This is a genomic window from Agromyces luteolus (genome assembly GCF_009729855.1).
Taxonomy (GTDB): domain Bacteria; phylum Actinomycetota; class Actinomycetes; order Actinomycetales; family Microbacteriaceae; genus Agromyces; species Agromyces luteolus.
In genome coordinates, this window is record NZ_WODA01000026.1 from 18,046 (window position 1) to 36,946 (window position 18,901).

General features: G+C 66.1%; 13 protein-coding genes. 7 read left to right on the forward strand and 6 right to left on the reverse strand.

From position 1 onward, the window contains the following. Position 1 precedes the first annotated feature (1 nt). The 5 genes from drmC (at position 2) to GLX25_RS17710 (ending at position 8,810) form a co-directional block, all read left to right on the forward strand. Positions 2–748, forward strand: a complete 747-nt coding sequence (drmC, locus tag GLX25_RS17690) for a DISARM system phospholipase D-like protein DrmC (RefSeq protein WP_155843964.1) — start codon at positions 2–4, stop codon at positions 746–748. Next, on the forward strand, positions 741–1,157 hold the full coding sequence (locus GLX25_RS17695) for a very short patch repair endonuclease (protein ID WP_155843965.1): 417 nt from the start codon (positions 741–743) through the stop codon (positions 1,155–1,157). Before drmC ends, GLX25_RS17695 begins: the two co-directional genes overlap by 8 nt. Beyond that, positions 1,157–2,335 (forward strand): restriction endonuclease, encoded by a 1,179-nt coding sequence (locus tag GLX25_RS17700; RefSeq protein ID WP_155843966.1) that lies wholly within the window; start codon positions 1,157–1,159, stop codon positions 2,333–2,335. Before GLX25_RS17695 ends, GLX25_RS17700 begins: the two co-directional genes overlap by 1 nt. A 170-nt stretch (positions 2,336–2,505) precedes the next feature. Continuing rightward, on the forward strand, positions 2,506–5,544 hold the full coding sequence (locus GLX25_RS17705) for a DEAD/DEAH box helicase (protein WP_240898475.1): 3,039 nt from the start codon (positions 2,506–2,508) through the stop codon (positions 5,542–5,544). After that, positions 5,541–8,810 (forward strand): sacsin N-terminal ATP-binding-like domain-containing protein, encoded by a 3,270-nt coding sequence (locus tag GLX25_RS17710; protein WP_155843968.1) that lies wholly within the window; start codon positions 5,541–5,543, stop codon positions 8,808–8,810. The genes GLX25_RS17705 and GLX25_RS17710 overlap by 4 nt, the downstream gene beginning before the upstream one ends. Positions 8,811–8,898: 88 nt before the next feature. Here the strand turns inward: GLX25_RS17710 and GLX25_RS17715 are convergent, their stop codons facing one another. Both GLX25_RS17715 and GLX25_RS17720 read right to left on the reverse strand, forming a co-directional pair. Further along, positions 8,899–9,372 (reverse strand): hypothetical protein, encoded by a 474-nt coding sequence (locus GLX25_RS17715; protein ID WP_155843969.1) that lies wholly within the window; start codon positions 9,370–9,372, stop codon positions 8,899–8,901. Between the two features lie 675 nt (positions 9,373–10,047). Beyond that, positions 10,048–11,214, reverse strand: coding sequence for an RtcB family protein (locus tag GLX25_RS17720; protein ID WP_155843970.1), 1,167 nt, complete (start codon positions 11,212–11,214; stop codon positions 10,048–10,050). A 666-nt stretch (positions 11,215–11,880) separates the two neighbouring features. Between GLX25_RS17720 and GLX25_RS17725 the strand changes: the two genes are divergently transcribed. Next, positions 11,881–12,696, forward strand: a complete 816-nt coding sequence (locus tag GLX25_RS17725) for a nuclease-related domain-containing protein (protein ID WP_155843971.1) — start codon at positions 11,881–11,883, stop codon at positions 12,694–12,696. Positions 12,697–12,989: 293 nt separating this feature from the next. Here the strand turns inward: GLX25_RS17725 and GLX25_RS17730 are convergent, their stop codons facing one another. Together GLX25_RS17730 and GLX25_RS17735 are read right to left on the reverse strand one after the other, a co-directional pair. Beyond that, entirely contained in the window at positions 12,990–13,391 is a 402-nt protein-coding gene (locus GLX25_RS17730; RefSeq protein WP_155843972.1) for a hypothetical protein, read from the reverse strand. 20 nt (positions 13,392–13,411) lie between these two features. Next, positions 13,412–13,894, reverse strand: coding sequence for a PH domain-containing protein (locus GLX25_RS17735; RefSeq protein ID WP_166548992.1), 483 nt, complete (start codon positions 13,892–13,894; stop codon positions 13,412–13,414). A 160-nt stretch (positions 13,895–14,054) separates the two neighbouring features. On the opposite strand from GLX25_RS17735, the gene GLX25_RS17740 reads away from it, so the two are divergent. Continuing rightward, entirely contained in the window at positions 14,055–15,467 is a 1,413-nt protein-coding gene (locus GLX25_RS17740; RefSeq protein ID WP_271192533.1) for an HNH endonuclease signature motif containing protein, read from the forward strand. 170 nt (positions 15,468–15,637) lie between these two features. On the opposite strand, the gene GLX25_RS17745 is transcribed toward GLX25_RS17740, so the two are convergent. Together GLX25_RS17745 and GLX25_RS17750 are read right to left on the reverse strand one after the other, a co-directional pair. Then, a complete protein-coding gene (locus tag GLX25_RS17745; protein WP_166548993.1) occupies positions 15,638–17,131 on the reverse strand; it encodes a TRAP transporter substrate-binding protein in 1,494 nt (497 codons plus the stop codon). 136 nt (positions 17,132–17,267) lie between these two features. Continuing rightward, entirely contained in the window at positions 17,268–18,881 is a 1,614-nt protein-coding gene (locus GLX25_RS17750) for a type 2 periplasmic-binding domain-containing protein (protein ID WP_166548994.1), read from the reverse strand. Positions 18,882–18,901: the final 20 nt, after the last annotated feature.

Here is an 18,901-nt window from a genome sequence, read left to right on the forward strand (position 1 = left end):
GATGCCAGGCTCGCTCGAACTCCTCGCCGACACGGTGACCGCCGCCGATGCTGTTGCACTCGCGGCGTCGCTGGAGATCGATGGGAGCCGAGTGCAGGCGCTCGCAGTGCTCGGGTCCGAGCATCCCGCGCGCGACGCGTTTCGCGCGAGTTTCGAGCTGATCGGTGCATCCGCGCTCGCGTCAGTGCTGCGGGGATTCGCGGTCTCGCGCGAGTCGAGCCGCACCGACGTCCGGCCGGTGTGGAGCGGGCCGACATTTCAGGGCGACGGGGATCACACGACGGCGGCGCTCGCACATCTGGTCGATGAAGCGACGACCGATGTGTTCGCTTCGACCTATTCGGCAGCCGATCATTCACCGTTCGTCGATGCGTTGTGGCGGGCGATCGGCCGAGGCGTCGATGTGACGATGCTCGTAGACACGATGGAGCGCGCAAAGACGGCAAGCGCGCTGCAGAAGCGGTTGTTCGGTGCGCGATTCCTCACCTACCGACCCGCCGGCGGCGCCTACGGCCTTCAGCACTCGAAGGTGCTCATCGTGGATTCGAGGGTCGCGCTCGTCACCAGCGCGAACCTCTCTCGCGCCGCCGCTCATCGCAACCTCGAAGCCGGCGTCCTGATTCGCGATGCCGCATTCGCCTCGGGGCTGCGACAACGATTCCGGCAGCTGGCCCAGACTCCGACCATCGTGGCACTTCCGTCTCCCGCAATTCCTTCGACCGCTTCAATGGACACTGGCGATGCCTGACTCCTGGGCCACCTCTGAGGGCACGCGGCGCTCGATGCTCGCGAACAAGCGACGCGACACGACCAGCGAACTCGCCGTACGCCAGCTACTCCACTCCCGAGGGCTGCGGTACCGCGTGGACTTCGCGCCAGTGCCGGGGCTTCGACGGCGAGCGGACATCGTGTTCACGCGAGCGCGCATCGCGGTGTTCATCGACGGGTGCTTCTGGCACGGATGCCCCGAACACGCGACACAACCGAAGCGGAACTCGGAGTATTGGGGACCGAAGCTGGCGGCGAATATCGCGCGCGATCGGGATACGGACCGACGGTTCGAGGAAGCGGGATGGCGGGTGCTGCGGTACTGGGAGCACGAGGCGCCGGAAAGCGTCGCGATGGCCGTGACGACGGCGCTCAGAGGAACCCTCTGATGGCTGCAACAGTCCCTTTCGATGGGCTGGCAGAGGCCGACCTCATCGTCGACGCCGTCTACGAAGGCGGGACGAGCGGAAATGCCGGCGATGATCCAATCGGAAAGCTGCTACCAGTCGGGAACTCGGGAGGAATTCGCTTCAGAGGCCGGATCGGCGCTCCGAAGGTGATCGCTCTCGTCACGTCTGGAGCAGACGCTGACTGGCCCGATTGGCTTGACGTCGAGACCGGAGTCTTGACCTACTTCGGCGACAACAAGCGACCAGGACACGAACTCCATGAAACTTCGAGGCGCGGCAACCATCTGCTTCGGAACATCTTCGACTGGTCGAACGGCACCCTCGCTGACCGGCAACGTGTTCCCCCGATCCTGGTTTTCGGCGGTACCGGCGTTCGGCGAAACCACCGCTTTCTCGGGCTCGCGGTGCCTGGCGCATCACACGCATCTTCGATCGATGAACTGGTCGGAATCTGGCGCTCGACGGGCGGCCAGCGATATCAGAACTACCGGGCGCTCTTCACGATCCTCGATGCTGGGACGATCAAGCGAGGATGGCTCGATTCGCTCGACAGCGACGACGTCGCCTACGACCTGGCGCCGCCCGCGTTCCTCGCTTGGGGATCGGGTGCAGACGCAGAACCGTTGCGCGCGCCTCGAACCCGGGAAGCACGTTCGCGCCAGGACCAGGAGCCGATCACTGCCGAGCATCAAGAGATCGTTCGCGCCATCCATGCGCATTTCGCCACGCATCCGTACGAGTTCGAACAGTTCGCCGCGAGCGTCGTCAGGATGTATCTTTCGAACGCCTTCGATATCGAAGTCACGCGGCCGAGTCGCGATGGCGGCCGAGACGCGGTCGGCAGGTACCGAGTCGGAACCGGTCCGAGCGCGATCGAGATCGACTTCGCTGTCGAAGCGAAGTGCTATCGCCCCGGCAACAGCGTCGGAGTGAGGGAGATGTCTCGACTGATCTCGCGGATGCGGCATCGACAGTTCGGCATCATGGTGACCACGAGCCACGTGGACAAGCAGGCGTACTCGGAGATCAAGGAAGACGGCCACCCGATCGTCGTCCTGTCGGGCCGGGACATCGCCGAAATCATCCATCGGAGCGGGGTGGCGGCAGACGGCGGTATTGACGCCTACCTGCAGGCACACTTCCCGAGATATCCGTAGTCGGTCCATCCAAATCGGGGCCGAGCATTGCGGCGGCGGATTCCACGATTGCGAGCTCGCTGTCCGCACCCTCGTCGACGAGCACTCACGGCTAGGTTTGGCTTGGATGTCTTTCGCGAGTCGGACTGCTCAGGCGTAGTCACGGACTCGCTGATTGGGGGGTGTCAACCATGACCTCATCTGCGGATCGACCGCTCTCCGTGGGGAGCGTGGTGAGCTTGGTCGCTCGGCGCGAAATCAGTGGCGTCGTCATCGGCGTAGACGAGATCGGCGAGCAGCTGCGGTACACGGTGTTCCACGACGGGACTGCTCACCACTACTTCGCAGAGCAGCTCGAGGAGATCACTGGCCGGGATGAAGAGCGCTTTGTCACCGCCAGTGAACTACATGCCGCGCTCACGGCTGCACTGCTGCTGGACCCGGACTCCGACTACCTCCGTTCCCGAAATGCCGGCCGGGTCGACTTCGAGCCGTACCAATATCGACCGGTCCTCAAGCTCGTTCAGGCGGACAGACCGCGCATACTCGTCGCCGACGATGTCGGCGTGGGCAAGACGATCGAGGCTTGTCTCATCATCAAGGAACTCGAAGCGCGGAGACGCGCGGACTCTGTGCTCGTGATTTGCCCGCGGGCACTCGTCGTTGATGAGAAATGGCGAAACGAGCTCAAGCGGTTCGACGAGGACTTCGCCCATCTCGACAGCAGGACCCTTCGATGGTGTCTGGAGGAGACCGCTCGCGAAGGTCTCTGGCCGAGTAGATACCGGAAGGCAATCGTTTCGTACTCATTGCTCGACGAAGCGCTCCTAACCGGTCACCGAAAGAGCGGAAAGTCACGCAACGCGTCCCTCAACGACCTGGCGGGCGAGCTGAGCTTCGACCTGGTCATCGTCGACGAAGCCCATCACATCCGCAATCGCGACACGAAGGCGTATCAATGTGTTCAAAGATTCGTCGACGGCGCCGAAGCGGTAGTGATGCTGTCAGCGACACCGATTCAGACGCATAGCCAGGACTTATTCACCCTCGTCAATCTGCTTCGGGACGACCTCGTGCTCGACCGCGACGACTTTCTCGTCATGCTCGAACCCAACGAGCATCTCTACAACGCCGCCGAAGCTGCACGCCAAGCCGGCCCCGACTGGCGCTCGAAGGCGGATACCCAGGTACGTCGTGCGCTTGCCACGCAGTGGGGGTCCGATGTCCTCGCCGACGACCCTCGAACAGCCGAATTACGTAGTCTCCTCTGCGCGCCAAGTCCGGACCATCACGCACGCGTTGAGGCCATTCGCCTGATTGAGCAGATGAACACCTTCTCAGAGATTGTCACGCGGACTCGGCGCCGAGACATCGGTGAATTCACAACTAGGAAACCCTCTGCACCAATCGTCGACTTCACCGAGCAACAGGCGGCCGTCTATGTCGCGGTACTGAGATTGGGCGAACGCATCGCCGCTGCCCGAACGCCGCAGATACCGACCAAATTCCTCCTCTCTACCCTGTATCGCCAAGCCGCGAGCTCCATTTCCGGTCTCGCACCGCTCATAGAAGACCTCTTCGAGAATCGGTTGCGTGACTCAGAGATGTCTGCCGAGGACGAGGGATATTCCCTTCATCCTGACCAGATAGCTGAGTTCAGAAACGACGTACTTCGGATTCAGGAGCTTGCGACGGAGCTCGTCGGCGGACCCGACCCGAAAGCTGACCTACTCAGACGAGTACTTACTGACAAGTCCTCGGAGCCGAACAACAAGGTGCTCGTATTCAGCACGTTTCGACACACGATTTCCTACCTTGAGGCCTGCTGCAGGCTCTGGGGACTCCGCGTCGGCGTCATGCACGGCGGAACACCCGATGAGGAAAGGAGGTCCATAAGACGACGTTTCAAACTCGACCGCTCAGACGCCGATGCGCTGGACGTGATGCTCACTTCCGAGGTCGGAACCGAGGGACTGGACTACCAGTTCTGCAATACCCTGGTGAACTACGACATTCCATGGAATCCGATGCGGATCGAACAACGGATCGGTCGCATCGACAGACGCGGCCAGAAGAGTGAAACTGTCGCCATCATCAACATCCTGACGCGGGGCACGATCGAGGCGGAGATTTACGATCGATGCCTCTCGCGGATTGGCGTATTCAACCACGCGATAGGTGGGAGCGAACAGATTCTCGGTGAGCTGACGGCCGAGATCGTGGATATCGCCACCAATCTGCAGCTCACGGCCGGCGAGCGTGCCGCGGCGCTACGACAACTCGCAGACAACGAAATCGCGCGAGTTGCCGAAGAACAGCGTCTCGAGGATGAGCAGGCCGACCTTCTTGGATACACCGGGCGCGGGTTCGAAAAGCACGTGGCCGAAGCATCCAGTGAGTGGCTGAGTGACGAGAAGATCGCGGCACTTGTTCGCCGCTACTTCGAGTCGCTTCAACCCGGTCGATCGATCGCATTGAGACCAGGGCGTGTCGCACGTGTCCCACTTAGCCCTGATACCGCGAGGCAGATCGCGACCGATCTCGATGAAGTCAGCGTCGATGCCTATCGACTCAGGCGAAGGTTGCGAAGAGAGAAGCTTGTCCTCCAGCTGACAACCGATCCAGATCTGGCCGAGGACGACGCCGACATCGAACTCCTGGGCCCGACGCATCCGCTCGTGCAACTCGCCGCGATGAGGAGCTTTCAGACCGAATCGGTCAGTGCTTCCCTGCGGGTTGCATCCGACCTCGTTGCACCAGGCTCTTACCAGCTCGGGATCTACTCGTGGATGCGGCTCGGCAGCAGAAATGCCCGGACCTTCCGCTTGGTCGCGGAAGACCCCGTCCTCGACCAGCACGCGGCCGCGCTCCTTTCTGCGTCTACTGACGGCGTGAACCGGCCTACCGACGATAGGGGCCGCAGCGCGATCGACCTGCGCCATGCTTCTCTCTGGTCGACTGAGCGTCAGCATTATCGCGAACACCAGACCGCTGCCGCGGAACGACGACTGGCCGCACTCCGAGCGCAACGAATGCGGCGGGTGGGAGCGATCCGCCGACAACTCGACGCCGCGAGTCACCAGGAGATCAGGATGATGAAGGAGGGCGAGATCCGCGGAGCCGAGGCAGCCTTTGACCGACTCATCTCGGCACAGGAGCAGACACTCGGCCGCGCCGATCTGACAACAAAGTTGTTGGCGAACGTCATCCTGGAGGTTGTATCCCCATGAATACGCTGGATGTACTCACTGAGAAGCGCAGAGCGTACGTCGAGGCTGCCCGGGAGAATGGGTTCGAGGAGGGGCTTCGCAAGCTCCTGGCCGACCTCTACCCCGATAACGCGCACTTCATCTACGAGCTGCTCCAGAACGCCGAAGACGCCGGCGCCGAGGAGGTCATGTTCGAACTCCGTCCGGATGGGTTGCGGTTCGAACACGACGGCAAGCGCCCTTTCGACCTCCGAGACATCGAATCGATCACCGGCATCGGCCAGTCGACAAAGTCGGATGATACGACAAAGATCGGTAAGTTCGGCGTCGGGTTCAAGGCCGTTTTCGCCTATACGCAGTCGCCGCATATTCAGTCGGGCGAGCACTCGTTCACGATTCGCGATCTGTTCGTGCCAACACCCATCAAGCGGTTCGAACAGATCGACGGAATGACCACGTTCTGGTTCCCCTTTGATCGCCCCGATAAGCTTCAATCACAGGCGTATGCAGAAGTAGACCGCGCGCTCTGTGAGATCTCTCGTTCAACTTTGCTATTCCTCAACAACATTCGCCTCATCCTCTGCACTTTCCCGGACCGTGAGGAGCGCCTGCTCGAGCGAAGAACCGCGGCCGGGGGAATCGTTGAGATTGACAGCGTGCATGAGTCGACGGAGCCGAGCTACTGGTATCGCGTTACGGGGACAGCGAAGGTCGGGGGTGACACCTATCCTGTCGCGGCAGCGTTTGCTCTCGCACGCGCCACCGGGTCGAACGGATCGGCAACGACTGCGGCACCGCTGGAATCCGTCGACCACTACGAGGTCCGACCAGTCGAAGGACAGGTCTTCATCTACTTCCCAGCGGTGCGGGAGACCTCGTCACTCAAGTTCCATATCCACGCCCCGTTCGCCTCGACGGTTGCCCGCGATAGCGTGCGCGACGATGAAGGAAACGACGTCCTCATCGCCGGGATCGCTGACGTGGTCTGCGAGTCGCTGCCCAAGATGCGTGACGCAGGGCTCGTGTCCGATGGACTCCTGGCTGTCCTGCCGAACAACATGGACGAGCTCCCCGGCCGGTATGAACTCTTTCGTGAACGAATCATCTCTACCTTCGCGTCCAAATCGCTTGCCCCGGTCCAAGGTGGTGGGTACGCCGAGTCTCGCAAGCTGATCCGATCAGAGAGCCCCCTTCGGGCGGCGCTCGCACCTGCCGACATCGACTTCTTCCGACAGCTTTGTGAGGCTGGTGACATCGACGCGGCGGCAGGATGGCTCCCAGATCGAGATGGACGCCCAGGCGCATTCCTCACATCACTCAAGTCCATCGGCTTCGGGTCTGAAGAACTGGGCGAGCTCTTCCAACATCTCGCTGCGGTCGCGGACGATGTGAACGATTGGGGAGAGGCGGCGGAGGACTACGTCGACGCATCTGAGCTTGAGTCACATCGCAGCTGGCTCCAGTGGCTCGCAGATTGCCCCGATGAGAAGCTCAGAGGCTTCTACGCCGCGCTTGGCCGGCTGACTCAGCAAGGTCGTAGGAATCCCTTCCTACAGACTGACTACCGCCACTACATGTATGCAGACGACTTCACCGAAAGTCTCGCCTCGATCGCGATCGTGCGCGTGCGGGCAGGGGACGATGTCGCGCACGTCCGGGGTCGCGAAGCGTTCCTGCCCACTACGGACGGCCTTCGGGGCGACGGACTGGTCTTGGACTCCCTCGTAGCGTTCGATGCTCCGGAGGGCGACTCCGAAAGTAGGGCAGCGCGAGCCGAAGCGGGCGCCCTTCGGCAGTTCTACGAGGTCTCAGGTGTGCGTCCCTGGGATATCTCAGCTCAGCTCGACGCCCGGCTGCGGGATTACGCAAACCTCACCCCAACTCTGAGCGGGTCACATGTGGCAGACCTGGCGACCTTGGCTCACCTCATAACGGAGAACACCGTGTCCGAGCGTGTCTATGCAAGGCGAGCGATTTTCCTGGCCGAGGGCCCTTCCGGGCTGAGGTGGGCCTCGGCCTCGGAGGTCTACCTCGACGAGCCGTTCGAATCGACCGGATTGCGCGCGCTCTACGAGTCTGCGGACTTCAGCGGGACGAAGATGTTCCCGTTGGCCTCGATTTATCTTGAGTCCGATGTGGACGTCGCCAGGCTCGCCACACGTCTCGGGGCTCTGGTCGAGCTCGAGATCGAGCAGATCAGGATATGGGACAACCCTCTCTTCGACCGCGGATGGCGTTGGAGCTCGCGCGAGAACCAGAACCTCGTCTCTCGTGACTGGGACCTGCCGCACTTCGACGCGATCGTAAAGACGAACGACGAGATACTGCTGCGCATGCTGTGGACACTCGTGACGCAGGCGGAAGGAACGACAGCATTGGCCGTGTACCGCGCCAACGCTTCGAGTCAGGTGCATCGGGTCGATTCCCGGCTTGTGCAGTCCCTGCGCAGCAAACCCTGGATCCTGGACCGTGACGGCAACCTGCGTCTGCCTCACGACGCTACCGAGGCGGATCTCGCGGAGGGACTTGTTCTTCCATCCAACGCACCCCTTCTCCTGGCAGCCAACTTCGGGCAGGCCGCGTCGCAGGCAGCTGCTGCCAGGCGCGGTGACGAGGAGCGCGCGGCAAGGCTCGGATTTGACTCGGCTGAGCAGGCTCGCGAAGTCGCGCGTGTCATCGCAGAAGATCCCGAGGCGTTCGAGGCCTGGCTCAGCAGCCGCGCAGGACCCGAACTGCCCGAGGCATCATCGTCAGCTCCCGAACGTCGCGCTCAGCGCGTCCGGGAGCAAGCGGCCGACGCCCCGGCAAGACAGCATGAGATGAGGCAGCGAAGCGTCCGGATCCAGGAACCTGGATACCGCAGCACATCCAAGAGCTACCTGACAGCCTTGTACACCAACGACGACGGCATTATGGTTTGCCAGATCTGCGATCGAGAGCTGCCGTTCAAGCTAGATGATGCCTACTACTTCGAGGCGGTCCAATTCGTGGCCGACGCGCAGCGCGATCTTCACGAGAATCGTCTCGCCCTCTGCCCGATCTGCGCAGCGAAATACCGGCACGCCCGCACCACCCCATTGGAGGAAGTGCGCGATGACCTACTGACCCAGGGCGTCGGCGACAGCGGCAGCGTGCCCGTCGAAGTCACGTTGGCGGGAGAGCGTCAACGCATTCGCTTTGTCGGCAGGCACGCGATCGATCTGCAGGCCGCGCTCGAAGGCAGTGAGGCGCAATCGTTTGACGCCGAATTCGACCCAGCTCCCGACGGTCGAGACGAGGACGAGTAGCCCGCGATGCGTTGCGCTCCCGCGCTGGCCCGGCCCCTTCAATCGACGCGGCAAAGCCGTCAACGGACGAACCCTGGCAAAGATCCAATCAGGCGACTTCGACCGTGAACTCGGCTTCGGGATGCAGCTCAATCGCCGGTCGAACCTGGAAGAGGAACTCAGCGCGCGATTCGTAGGTTGAGAGTTCAGCCTTCGTGGAGGTGACACATTTGATCAACTCGCTGAGCGCGTCGCCGACCAGGAATCGTCGACTGATGCCTCCGGTCAGTCCGAATATCGAGCAGAGCAGATCAACCGTCTCTGGATGATCGTTCAACGCGATCGGAACCTCTACGAAGCCGGCGCCACGGGCGTTCAGGTTGCGAATCACCTCACACGCGGACGCGAGCGGGGTGGAAATCCCCATGGTCGGCGTGCGGAAGTCAGCGCGAAGGGTTCGCAAGGGAAGCCGGATGGAGATCATCATTACTCTGGCGACGCCTCCCTCCTCAAGCAGCTCCGAGACAACCTCGTCGAATCGGTACGCGGTGTCGTTTGTGTTCGTGCGTTCTTCAGCTGGCATCTTCACCCTTCTCATCGGATCTGCGGTGTGCTCGCGCTCGATTACGCCCAGCGGTCGCGGCGGCCGTTGGTCTGAGGCGGCAGGCAGAGGCCGCAGGCAGAGCCGCCATGGCCGCGGACGATGGGCTGCTGGGCCTCGCTCGCTTCGCGCTCGAGCACTGCGCAGTCCTTCCGGCGGTGCCATCTGAGGGGCCGGACGCCGAACACCCAAGCCTCGTTGGATTCCGGTACGGCCCGAGATTCTTCATCGCGCCAATGTCGGGTTCGTCGCAAAATGAGCCTCCTTCACGAGTGAGAACCCGCCGGTCGAAAGCGACCAACGGGCATGGATTTGCAGGGGGAGTCACCGTCGATCGCGATGACGAGAGACCTGGACGAATGCAGGTGGGAGGGCGGCATCAGATACCGCAGCGCAATCGGGTCCCAAATTATACACGTGATTCCACATCTGTCAAGTCGACCTTCAGATGGGCTGTGCTCGATGCGGCCGCGCGGTGACCCGGAGACCAGGCACCTCAGTCGGGCGATCTGGTCTGTCTGATTTCGATCGCCTCGATGCGGCCCGCTGTGGCAATCACCAGCGAGCGCCGGTCGTACGCCGCGACCCGCGCCCGCCCGTCTCCGGGCGGGCGCGAGCCGCGGCATCCGTCACCCCCTCAACCAGGCGAGCGACCCGTCAGTCCCCCTTCACGTTGACCACCTGCCGCAGCGTGTGCCGGACCCGCACGAGCGATGCGGCATCCGCCATCACCCGGTCGATCGGCTTGTAGGCCGCCGGGATCTCGTCGATGAACGCGTCGGTGTCGCGGAACTCGATGCCGGCCATCGCCTCCCGCAGCTGATCCTGCGTGAACGTGCGCCGGGCGGCGGACCGCGAGTACGTGCGGCCCGCGCCGTGCGGCGAGGAGTTCAGCGACATCCGATCACCCAGGCCCTCGACCACGTACGACGCTGTGCCCATCGAACCCGGAATCAGGCCCGGCCGGCCCGCATCGGCCTGGATCGCACCCTTCCGCGACACCCACACCCGCTTGCCGAAGTGCTCCTCGCTCTCGGTGAAGTTGTGGTGGCAGTTGATCCGCTCCCGCTCCTCCACCGGCGCGCCGACCCACTCCGAGACCTGCCGGATGACCCGGTCCATCATCTCCTCACGGTTCAGCAGCGCGAAGTGCTGCGCCCACCGCAGCTCCGCGATGTGCCGCGTGAACTCCGGCGTGCCCTCGACGAGGTACGCGAGGTCCTTGTCGGGCAGGTCGATCCACCACTTCCGGCAGAGCTCCTGCGCGACCCGGATGTGGTGCTGCGCGATCTTGTTGCCCACGCCCCGGCTTCCGGAGTGCAGGAACAGCCACACGGCATCCGTCTCGTCGAGCGAGACCTCGATGAAGTGGTTGCCGCTGCCGAGCGAGCCCAGCTGCAGCCGCCAGTCGCCCCGGTAGCGGGCCGGGTCGAACCCCTTCGCCTCGGCGAGGGCCTCGAGCTCGGCGATCCGCGGCTCGGCGGTCGCGACGACCTTGCGGTTCGCGTGACCGGCCGACAGCGGGATGGCGCGCTCGATCTGCTCCCGGACCTCCCTCCGGTTCTCGGGCAGATCGTGTCGTGCGAACTGCGTCTTCACGGCGATCATTCCGCAGCCGATGTCGACCCCGACCGCGGCCGGCATGATCGCGCCGAGCGTCGGGATGACCGACCCCACCGTGGCGCCGAGGCCCAGGTGCGCGTCGGGCATCAGCGCGAGGTGCGGGTAGATGAACGGCATCGTCGACGACGTGCGGGCCTGCTCGACGGTCTTCTCGTCGATCAGGCTCGCCCACGAGACGAGCCGTGCGGAGAGCTTCTCCATGGTCCTTTCCTGTCTGGTTGCGTTGCGTTTTTCTGGTCGCGGAGCCCGAGGGCTCCCGTCGCGCGCGCAGACAGAAGAAGACCCCGGGCCTCGGATGGCACGGGGTGACGCGATTCTCGCGGCCATCGGGCCGCGGCGGCGTCAGCGTGCCGGTTCGAGCACCTGCTCGAGTTCGCGAAGCGTGCTCGCTTGGCGAGCCTTCGCGGGCTCGACGAAGGACTGGCGATTCGTGTGCTGCAGATACACGGCGGCTCGTCCTTCCTCGTGCAGGTCTCCGGGATGCTGCGCGGGTGCGCAGCCTTGCGACGATAGCGGTGGTGTGGGGGTGGGGTCAATGGCGGGTTTCGCGGCATCCGCCCGGCCAGTCACCACCCCGCCCCGCTCCAAGTGAGGTTTCTGCGCCTGAGGCAGGACCGAAACCTCACTCGCACGCGCAAACCTCACTTCGAGGGAGCCCGCCCTGCGAATCCGTGAGTTCGAGACTGCGAATCCGTGACTTTGAGGCTGCGAATCCGTGACTTCCAGGACGACGGGCCGCCAATCAGACAAACGGGCGGGTTCGTATCAGACAAACGGACGGGCACGCAGTCCACCCCGCATTCGGGGACTCCCCCGCACCCCGGCACAACTGTCAGGATCGAGCGACCCTACCGCCGCGAGGACCCCATGAGCACCGAGCACGTCGCGACACCATCCCTCGCGAATCGCCGCCCCGCGGCATCCGTCATCGCCGAATGCCTGCGCGTGCAGGCGAGCGTGCCGCCGAACACCGCCGTGCAGCGGTTCTTCGGGGTCTCACCGCTCGGACACGACGCCGAGCCCTGGTACCTCGGAGCACTCGGCGAGCTCGAGGTCGCGCGCCGCCTCGACGCGCTCGGCCGGGGGTGGTTCGTGCTGCACTCGGTACCGATCGGTACCGGGTCGAGCGACCTCGACCACGTGGTGATCGGGCCGGCGGGCGTATTCACGATCAACACGAAGCACCACCGCGGGCAGCACGTGTGGGTCGCCGCGAAGCGCATCCTCGTGAGCGGCCAGCGCACCGACCACCTCCGCAACGCTGCGCACGAGGCGAAGCGCACGTCGAAGCTGCTGTCGGCGGCGGCGGGCGCGCCTGTCGAGGTCACACCGACCATCGCGATCGTGGGGGCGAAGCGGATGACGGTGCGCGAGCGTCCCGCCGACGTCGTCGTGCTGCGCGAGGTGGAGTTGGTGCGCTGGCTGCGGCGACGGCGCGCTGCGCTGGCGCCGGAGCAGGTGGAGCGGCTCGCCGTCGTCGCGGCGCAGCCGTCGGCCTGGCAGCGGATGCCGGAGGCCGAGGTCGTCGACCATGGCGCGTTCGAGCGGCTTCGGGTCGACGTCGATCGGGCGAGCCGTCGGCGGGTCGGGTGGGCGTTCGGGCTGGTCGCGGGGCTGGGGCTCGCCGGCTGGGCAGCCCTCCCGCTCGTGTCGGAGGCGATCAGCGCGATGCTCGCCGGCTGACAAGTGGAGGACTACACCTCGACCGCCCCGCTCCCCCGCTCGCTGCAAGTAGGGTTTCTGCGCCTGAGGCAGGATCGCAACCTCGCTCGGACGCGCGAACCTCACTTCGAGGGAAGCCTCCGCCCGAATCCGTGAGTTCGAGGCGGTACAAGCCGCCTGTTCGACAAACGGACGGGTTTCGGGTCAGGCAGACGGACGGGTATCTCCTGCCGCAGAATCTCTATCCGCGGATGAGTTCAGCGAGGCTCCAGACTCTGCAAACCTGTGGACATCTCAGCCGCGGCGCCCGTTTCTCAGCGCCCCAGCCGGAATCGCTCCTGGCCGATCAGGGATTGGAGATACGCCGCCCGGTTGAATACATCCGCTCGCTGCACGGCATTCCACACGGGCACGTTCTCGACGTACGACCGGCCCTCGCCGTAGATCGTCACGGTGATGTAGCCCTGCACTCGGGTCTCGCGCGCGAGCAGGAACAGGAGGCTCAGCAGGAAGAACCAGATGAAGATGATCACCATGACGATCGCCCAGGTGGGCGTGTGGGTCGTCGTCGCGGTCTGGTCGGTCGTCGAGACGTTGACCTCGGCGATCGGCCAGGTTCCCGCCGGGGTCACGACATGATGCGGCGTCGCGTGGATGTTTCCGATCGAGACCAGGAACGGAGCGGGCTGGGCGGGGCCGTTTTGAGCGAGCGTCACGAAGGCCGAGCGTAGCGAGGTCATGTTTCGTGCGGGCGATCACTCGGCGGCGAGTGTGGCGCAGTGGTCACCCCATTTCGGGGGCCGCATGCAACCCCGGTCGCGCGCTCTCCCGATGGAGCCCCGCGCCTACAGCACCGCCCACCCGATGAGCTTCGCGAGGTAGCCGGCGTCGAAGTGCCGGCGAACTTCAGCCGGACGCGACCGAGCCCGCTCAGCCAGATCTCGAGTTCCGCGTCGCCGTCGAAGCCGCCCGCGGTCTCGATCGAGAACGCCTGGATCTTCGAGTAGGGCAGCGACGTGGTGTCGCGCTTCGTTCCGGTCATGCCCTGGACGTTCAGGGCGATGATCCGCTCGTTCGTGAACATGATGAAGTCGCGCATATCCTTCGCCGCGACCATCGACGACTCGCCGCCCACGTAAAGCTCGGGCACGCTCGGCTCGATGCTCGCGACATCCGCCTTGGACAGCTTGACGATCGTGCCGTTCTGAAGATCGATCACCCGTCGAACCAAAGCGCGCGGATGTCCCGGCCCGGACGTACTCGCAGCGACTTGTCCTCCACGGGTCGGTGGCGGCGAGATCTATCCACAGGCAATATGGCCGGTCAGCGATGGTTTTCCTCGTCGAGCGGATGTCAGTGGGTCGCTGCAGAATCGAGACGTGGAATCGCTGCTCAGCACCCTCGACCGCGACGTCGCGGCGCTGCGTGCGGCGTGGCAAGGTGCGATGCCGCCGGCTTCAGGGGCGACGGATGGCGCAACCCAGGCCGAGATCGCCGAGATGAGCGATGCCGGGCTGGTGCGGGTGACCGACGCCCTCGCGCGGGTTCGCCGAGACGCCGAGGCGCTCCTCGCGCGCGTCGCGGCTGAGGTGTCGAAGCGGTCGAGCACCGAGCGCGGCGAGGTGAGCCTCGCCAGGGCGCACGGCTTCCACAATCCGGTGCGGCTGATCGCCGCGTCGACCGGGGCATCCCGGAGCGACGCTGCGAAGCTGATCGCGGTGGGCACCGCCACCGCCGAGCGGCAGACGTTCGGCGGCGAGCGGATGCCGTCGCGGCATCCACGTGTCGCGGCGGCGCTCGAGTCGACCCGGATCGGAATCGACGCGGCGTCTGCGATCACCTCGATGCTCGATCGCGTGCGATGGCGTGCCGACCCGGCGGCCGCCGACACCGCCGAAGCGGGCTTGGTCGAACTCGCTACGAGAGTGCCGCTCGACCTTCTCATGCGCGGCATACGTCAGGCCGAGGCGCGGCTCGATCGCGACGGAATCGAACCTCGGGAGGAGCAGCTGCGCAGTGAGCGATCACTCACCATGCGCGAAGACGCGGCCGGCATGGTGCACCTGCACGCCCGGCTCGATCCCGAGACCGCGGCACCGATCAAGACGGCGGTCGAAGCGCTCGTACGCGACGCGCTGCGCCGTCGCGAGCCTGCGGCATCAGGTCGGGGCGCCGTCCCAGGCGAGGGCCCCGTCATCGACGACCAGCGCTCGATCCCGCAGATCCAGGCCGACGCGCTCGCCGCGATCGCGCGCCACAGCCTCGGGTGCGAGCAGACTCTCGCTCCGCTCGCCAAGGCCACGGTCGTCGTGCGCCTCGACCACGACGCCCTCATCGACGGGCTCGGCGCCGCGCACATCGACGGCATCGAGCAACCGATCTCGGCGACCACCGCCCGCCGCATGTCGGCCGACGCTGAACTCATCCCGATGGTCCTCGGCGGCGAGGGCCTCCCGCTCGACCTCGGCCGGTCCGCTCGACTCTTCAGCCGCCCTCAACGGCTCGCCCTCGCCGAGCGCGACGGCGGCTGCGCCTCGTGCGGTCAGAACATCGCCTACGTCGACGCCCACCACATCAGATGGTGGGAACGCGACGCCGGCCCGACCGACCTCGCGAACGGAGTGATGCTCTGCTCCTTCTGCCATCACCGCATCCACCGCGAAGGGTGGGACATTCGCGCATCCCGAACCGAGGTGTGGTTCATCCCACCCCCGCACGTCGACCCCGAACAGATCCCGCGGCTCGGTGGTAGAGCGCGCTTCGCCCTGCCGGCAAGACGGCCGGCCGCGTGAGCCTGCTGCGTGCGTCACGCTGCGCACGACCCGCCGGTCGCGTGAGCCTCGCACGAGGGCTCGACGCACGCGCCGCAGAGACCATCGCGAGCGCGACGTCATCTGCGCGCGAACCGCCCACGAGTGGAGGCGGGCCGCCGAAGCGATCCGCCTCCGTCGGGATCCCCGCGCTACGACACCCGCGTCCAGGTGAAGTCCGAGAACAGCACGGCGTCGCTCGCGTAGGGCGCCTCCGCGTTCGTGAACACGAGCCCCGTGTCATCCACCGCGAAGTCGGCCTCGATGAGGACCCCACCGGGGCCGCAGTCGCCGCCCGGGAGGAACGAGATGGTCACCCGCTCGCCCTCGACGACGTAGCTGCCGTCGCAGTGCGCCGGCCCGCCGTTGGTGCCCTCGGCGTCGAGTGCGAAGGTGCCGTCATCGAAGGTGAAGCGGAAGGTGCCCGCCGCGTTCATCGCGTCCTGCGGCGGCATCCCGATGTCGGTCAGGTGCTCCTCGGTCAGCAACGGCGTCTCGAAGACGCCGTTCAAGACGGCGACATCGCCCGAACCGGATGCCTCGTCCTGCGCACTGGGCGCGGCCTCGCCGGTGCACCCGTCCGGGATCTCGGGCATCGCAGCCGACCCACGGGCGTCCCTGAGCTCCTCGATCGCCTCGAGCAGCGGGGCGGCATCCGGGTCGGCGGCGATCGTCTCGTACGACTCGGCGACCGCGTCGCGCATCGCCGCCAGCTCGTCGGCGGATGCCTCGCTGAAGCGGGCCCCCTCGGAGCAGGCCGACGCGATGGCCGCGTCGTCGAGCGCGACGTACTCGCCGGTCCGATCGACGATGTCGTGGGCCGCCTGCGCGAGCACGTCCATGCCGTCGGTGCCGATCCGGTCGGCGAGCGACGGATCGGCGATGAGCGCCGAGCTCCGTGGCCAGAGCGGGAGGTTCACGGTCGCGTTGGGCACGATCTGCTCGCGGCCGTTGTCGAGCATGATCACCGAGTTCTCGAGCACCGTGATGCTGCCGTCGTAGAGGCCCTCGTCGCGCGCGTGGAAGTCGACGTCCAGCGGCTCGGCTCCGAGCTGGCGGAGCGCCTCTGCGGACTGCGACGAATGGAACGACGCGACGGTGCGTCCCTGCCAGTCCGCGAGCGCCCGGATCGGCGCCTCCGAGGTCAACGGGTACCGCAGCGAACCGGGCAGGATCGCGACCCCGGTCACGCCGAGTCGATCGAGCGCCGGCAGTGTCTTCGCCACCGCTTCGCTCGACACGACCTCCTGCTGGAGCGCGTAGTCGTCGATGAGCATCGGGGCGGTCATCGCGGCGAGCTCGGTCACACCGAGTTCGGCGAATACGCGGGTGCCGACCCAGCCGAGATCGGCCTCGCCGTCGGCGACCGCCGAGACGAGCTGCTCCTCGAGGTCGACGGCCTCGCCGCAACACGAGCGCTCGACCTCGACGAGGATCGCCCCCTCGGAGAGCTCGGCGACCCGGTCGGCGTACCAGTCGACCGCCGGGTCGAGTTCCGGTCCGCCGTCGATGTGGAAAAGGGTGAGCGTGGTCGGCGACGAGTCGGCACCCGCCGTGGTCCCCGCCGCACAGCCGCCCATGGCGAGCACGGCGAGCACGGCCGCCGCCGCCACCGCGGGAACGAGGGTGAGTTGCGTGGTTCGCATGATCGGTCCTTCCGTCCGGATGCCTCGGACGGTACGCACGGCCGGGACCCGCCTCATCGTGGCGGCCACCCGGGTTCGGGCGGGCGGTCTCGCGGCTGTCCACGAGAGGCGGGTGCCGGCGATCAGCAGCTCGCCGTCACTCCACGCGCTTCCACGGCTGACTGCCCCACAGCACCTCGTGGAATCGCTGGAGAGCCGGCCCGTCGGCCTCCGACCCGATGATGTCGACGAACCGCAGCTCGCCGTCCGCGAACGTCCACGCCGCATTGAACAGCACCGACCCGGCGACGCTGCCGCACGACTCCCCGACCGATCCGAGGCGGACCTCGACGCGGCCGTCCCGGACGAGATAGGTGCTGCCCGGGCATCCCGGATCGTCGAAGACGCCGTCCTCGAACGTCAGTGTCCAGACTCCCGCATGGTTCCGCGCGGTCCCCTCATCGACGCCCGCCGCGAGGAAGTCGTCGACGTCGAGCTCGGCCCGATACGTGCCCTCGGGGAACGTCGCCGTCTCGGGATCCATGCCGCCCGCGGCATCCGTCGCCTCACCGGCGTCGAAGTCGCACGGTTCCACCATGCTGGCCGGTTCGACGCCGCGCTCGAGGTCCCCGATCGACGCCATCGCCTCGCGCACGACGGGGTCCGCCTCCATCCGTTCCCGCATCGGCGACGCGGCGGCCTCGAAGGCGGCCACCGCCTCGGGTCCGGCGAACGCGATCGAGCCGGCGGCCGCGCAGAACGCCGCCGCGCTCTCGGCCTCGGTCGGGTTCGACTCGACGACGTACTCGGTCGTATCGGCCGCGGCCCGCCGGACCGCGTCCTGGAGGTCGGAGTCGAGCCCGTCGAACCAACCGCGGTTCGCGACCGCGGTGTTGAACTTCGCGAAGAATGCGACGTCGCCGGTGAAGGTACCGGACCTCGGCAGGCTGCCGATCTGGGCGTACGAGGACTCCGCACCCTGCACCTCGCCGTCGGTCACGGCCTGCGCGAGGTCCTCGTTCGCGAGGTTCGTCGCCGTGCCGCCGAGCACCTCGATGAGCTCGCGACCCGCGGGATCGAGCGAACGCAGCGTCGCGCCCGCGACATCGTCGACCTCGAGGAACGGCTCGTCGAAGCCGATCGGATGTCGCAGCGCCTCGGGCAGGAGCGCGAGGCCGACCACGCCGAGATCGTCCAGCTCGTCGAGCATCTCCGCTCCGAGCGGGCTCGTCGCGACGGCATCCATCGTCGCCTCGTCGGTGAGGAGGAACGGCGCCTTCACCGCCGACAGCCGCTCCGCCCCGGCGTCGATCCAGACGAAGTCGGGCAGCACGGCCAGGTCGACCGAGCCATCGAGCACCATGTCGCCGACGACGGCGTATCCCTCGCCGCTCGCGCGGTCCACGCGCTCGGTGTGCGCCTCCCACCGGATCTGCGGTACGAGCGCGCCGTCGGAGTACGACTCGATGGGTTCGGCGAGATGCTCGGCGTCGTCGCTCGCGGGCCGACCCGCCGAGTCGCCGAGGCCGATCACGATCGTGCGCGGCACGGCACCCGGCCCGGCCTTCGAGGCCGCACCCTGCGCGCAGCCGCTGAGGGCAACGGCGACGGATGCCACGGCCGCCGCCGCGACCATCCGCGCTGCCGCATGGGCCGTACGGCCCGCATCGGCAACCGCTTCAGCGCCCGCGCCGGCGCCCGCGCCGGCGCCCGCGTCCGTGGGCTCGCCCTCGCGCGCCGGGCGCCGCCGGAATCGATCGATCGGCAGCATCACGACCCCCTCGTGCCGAG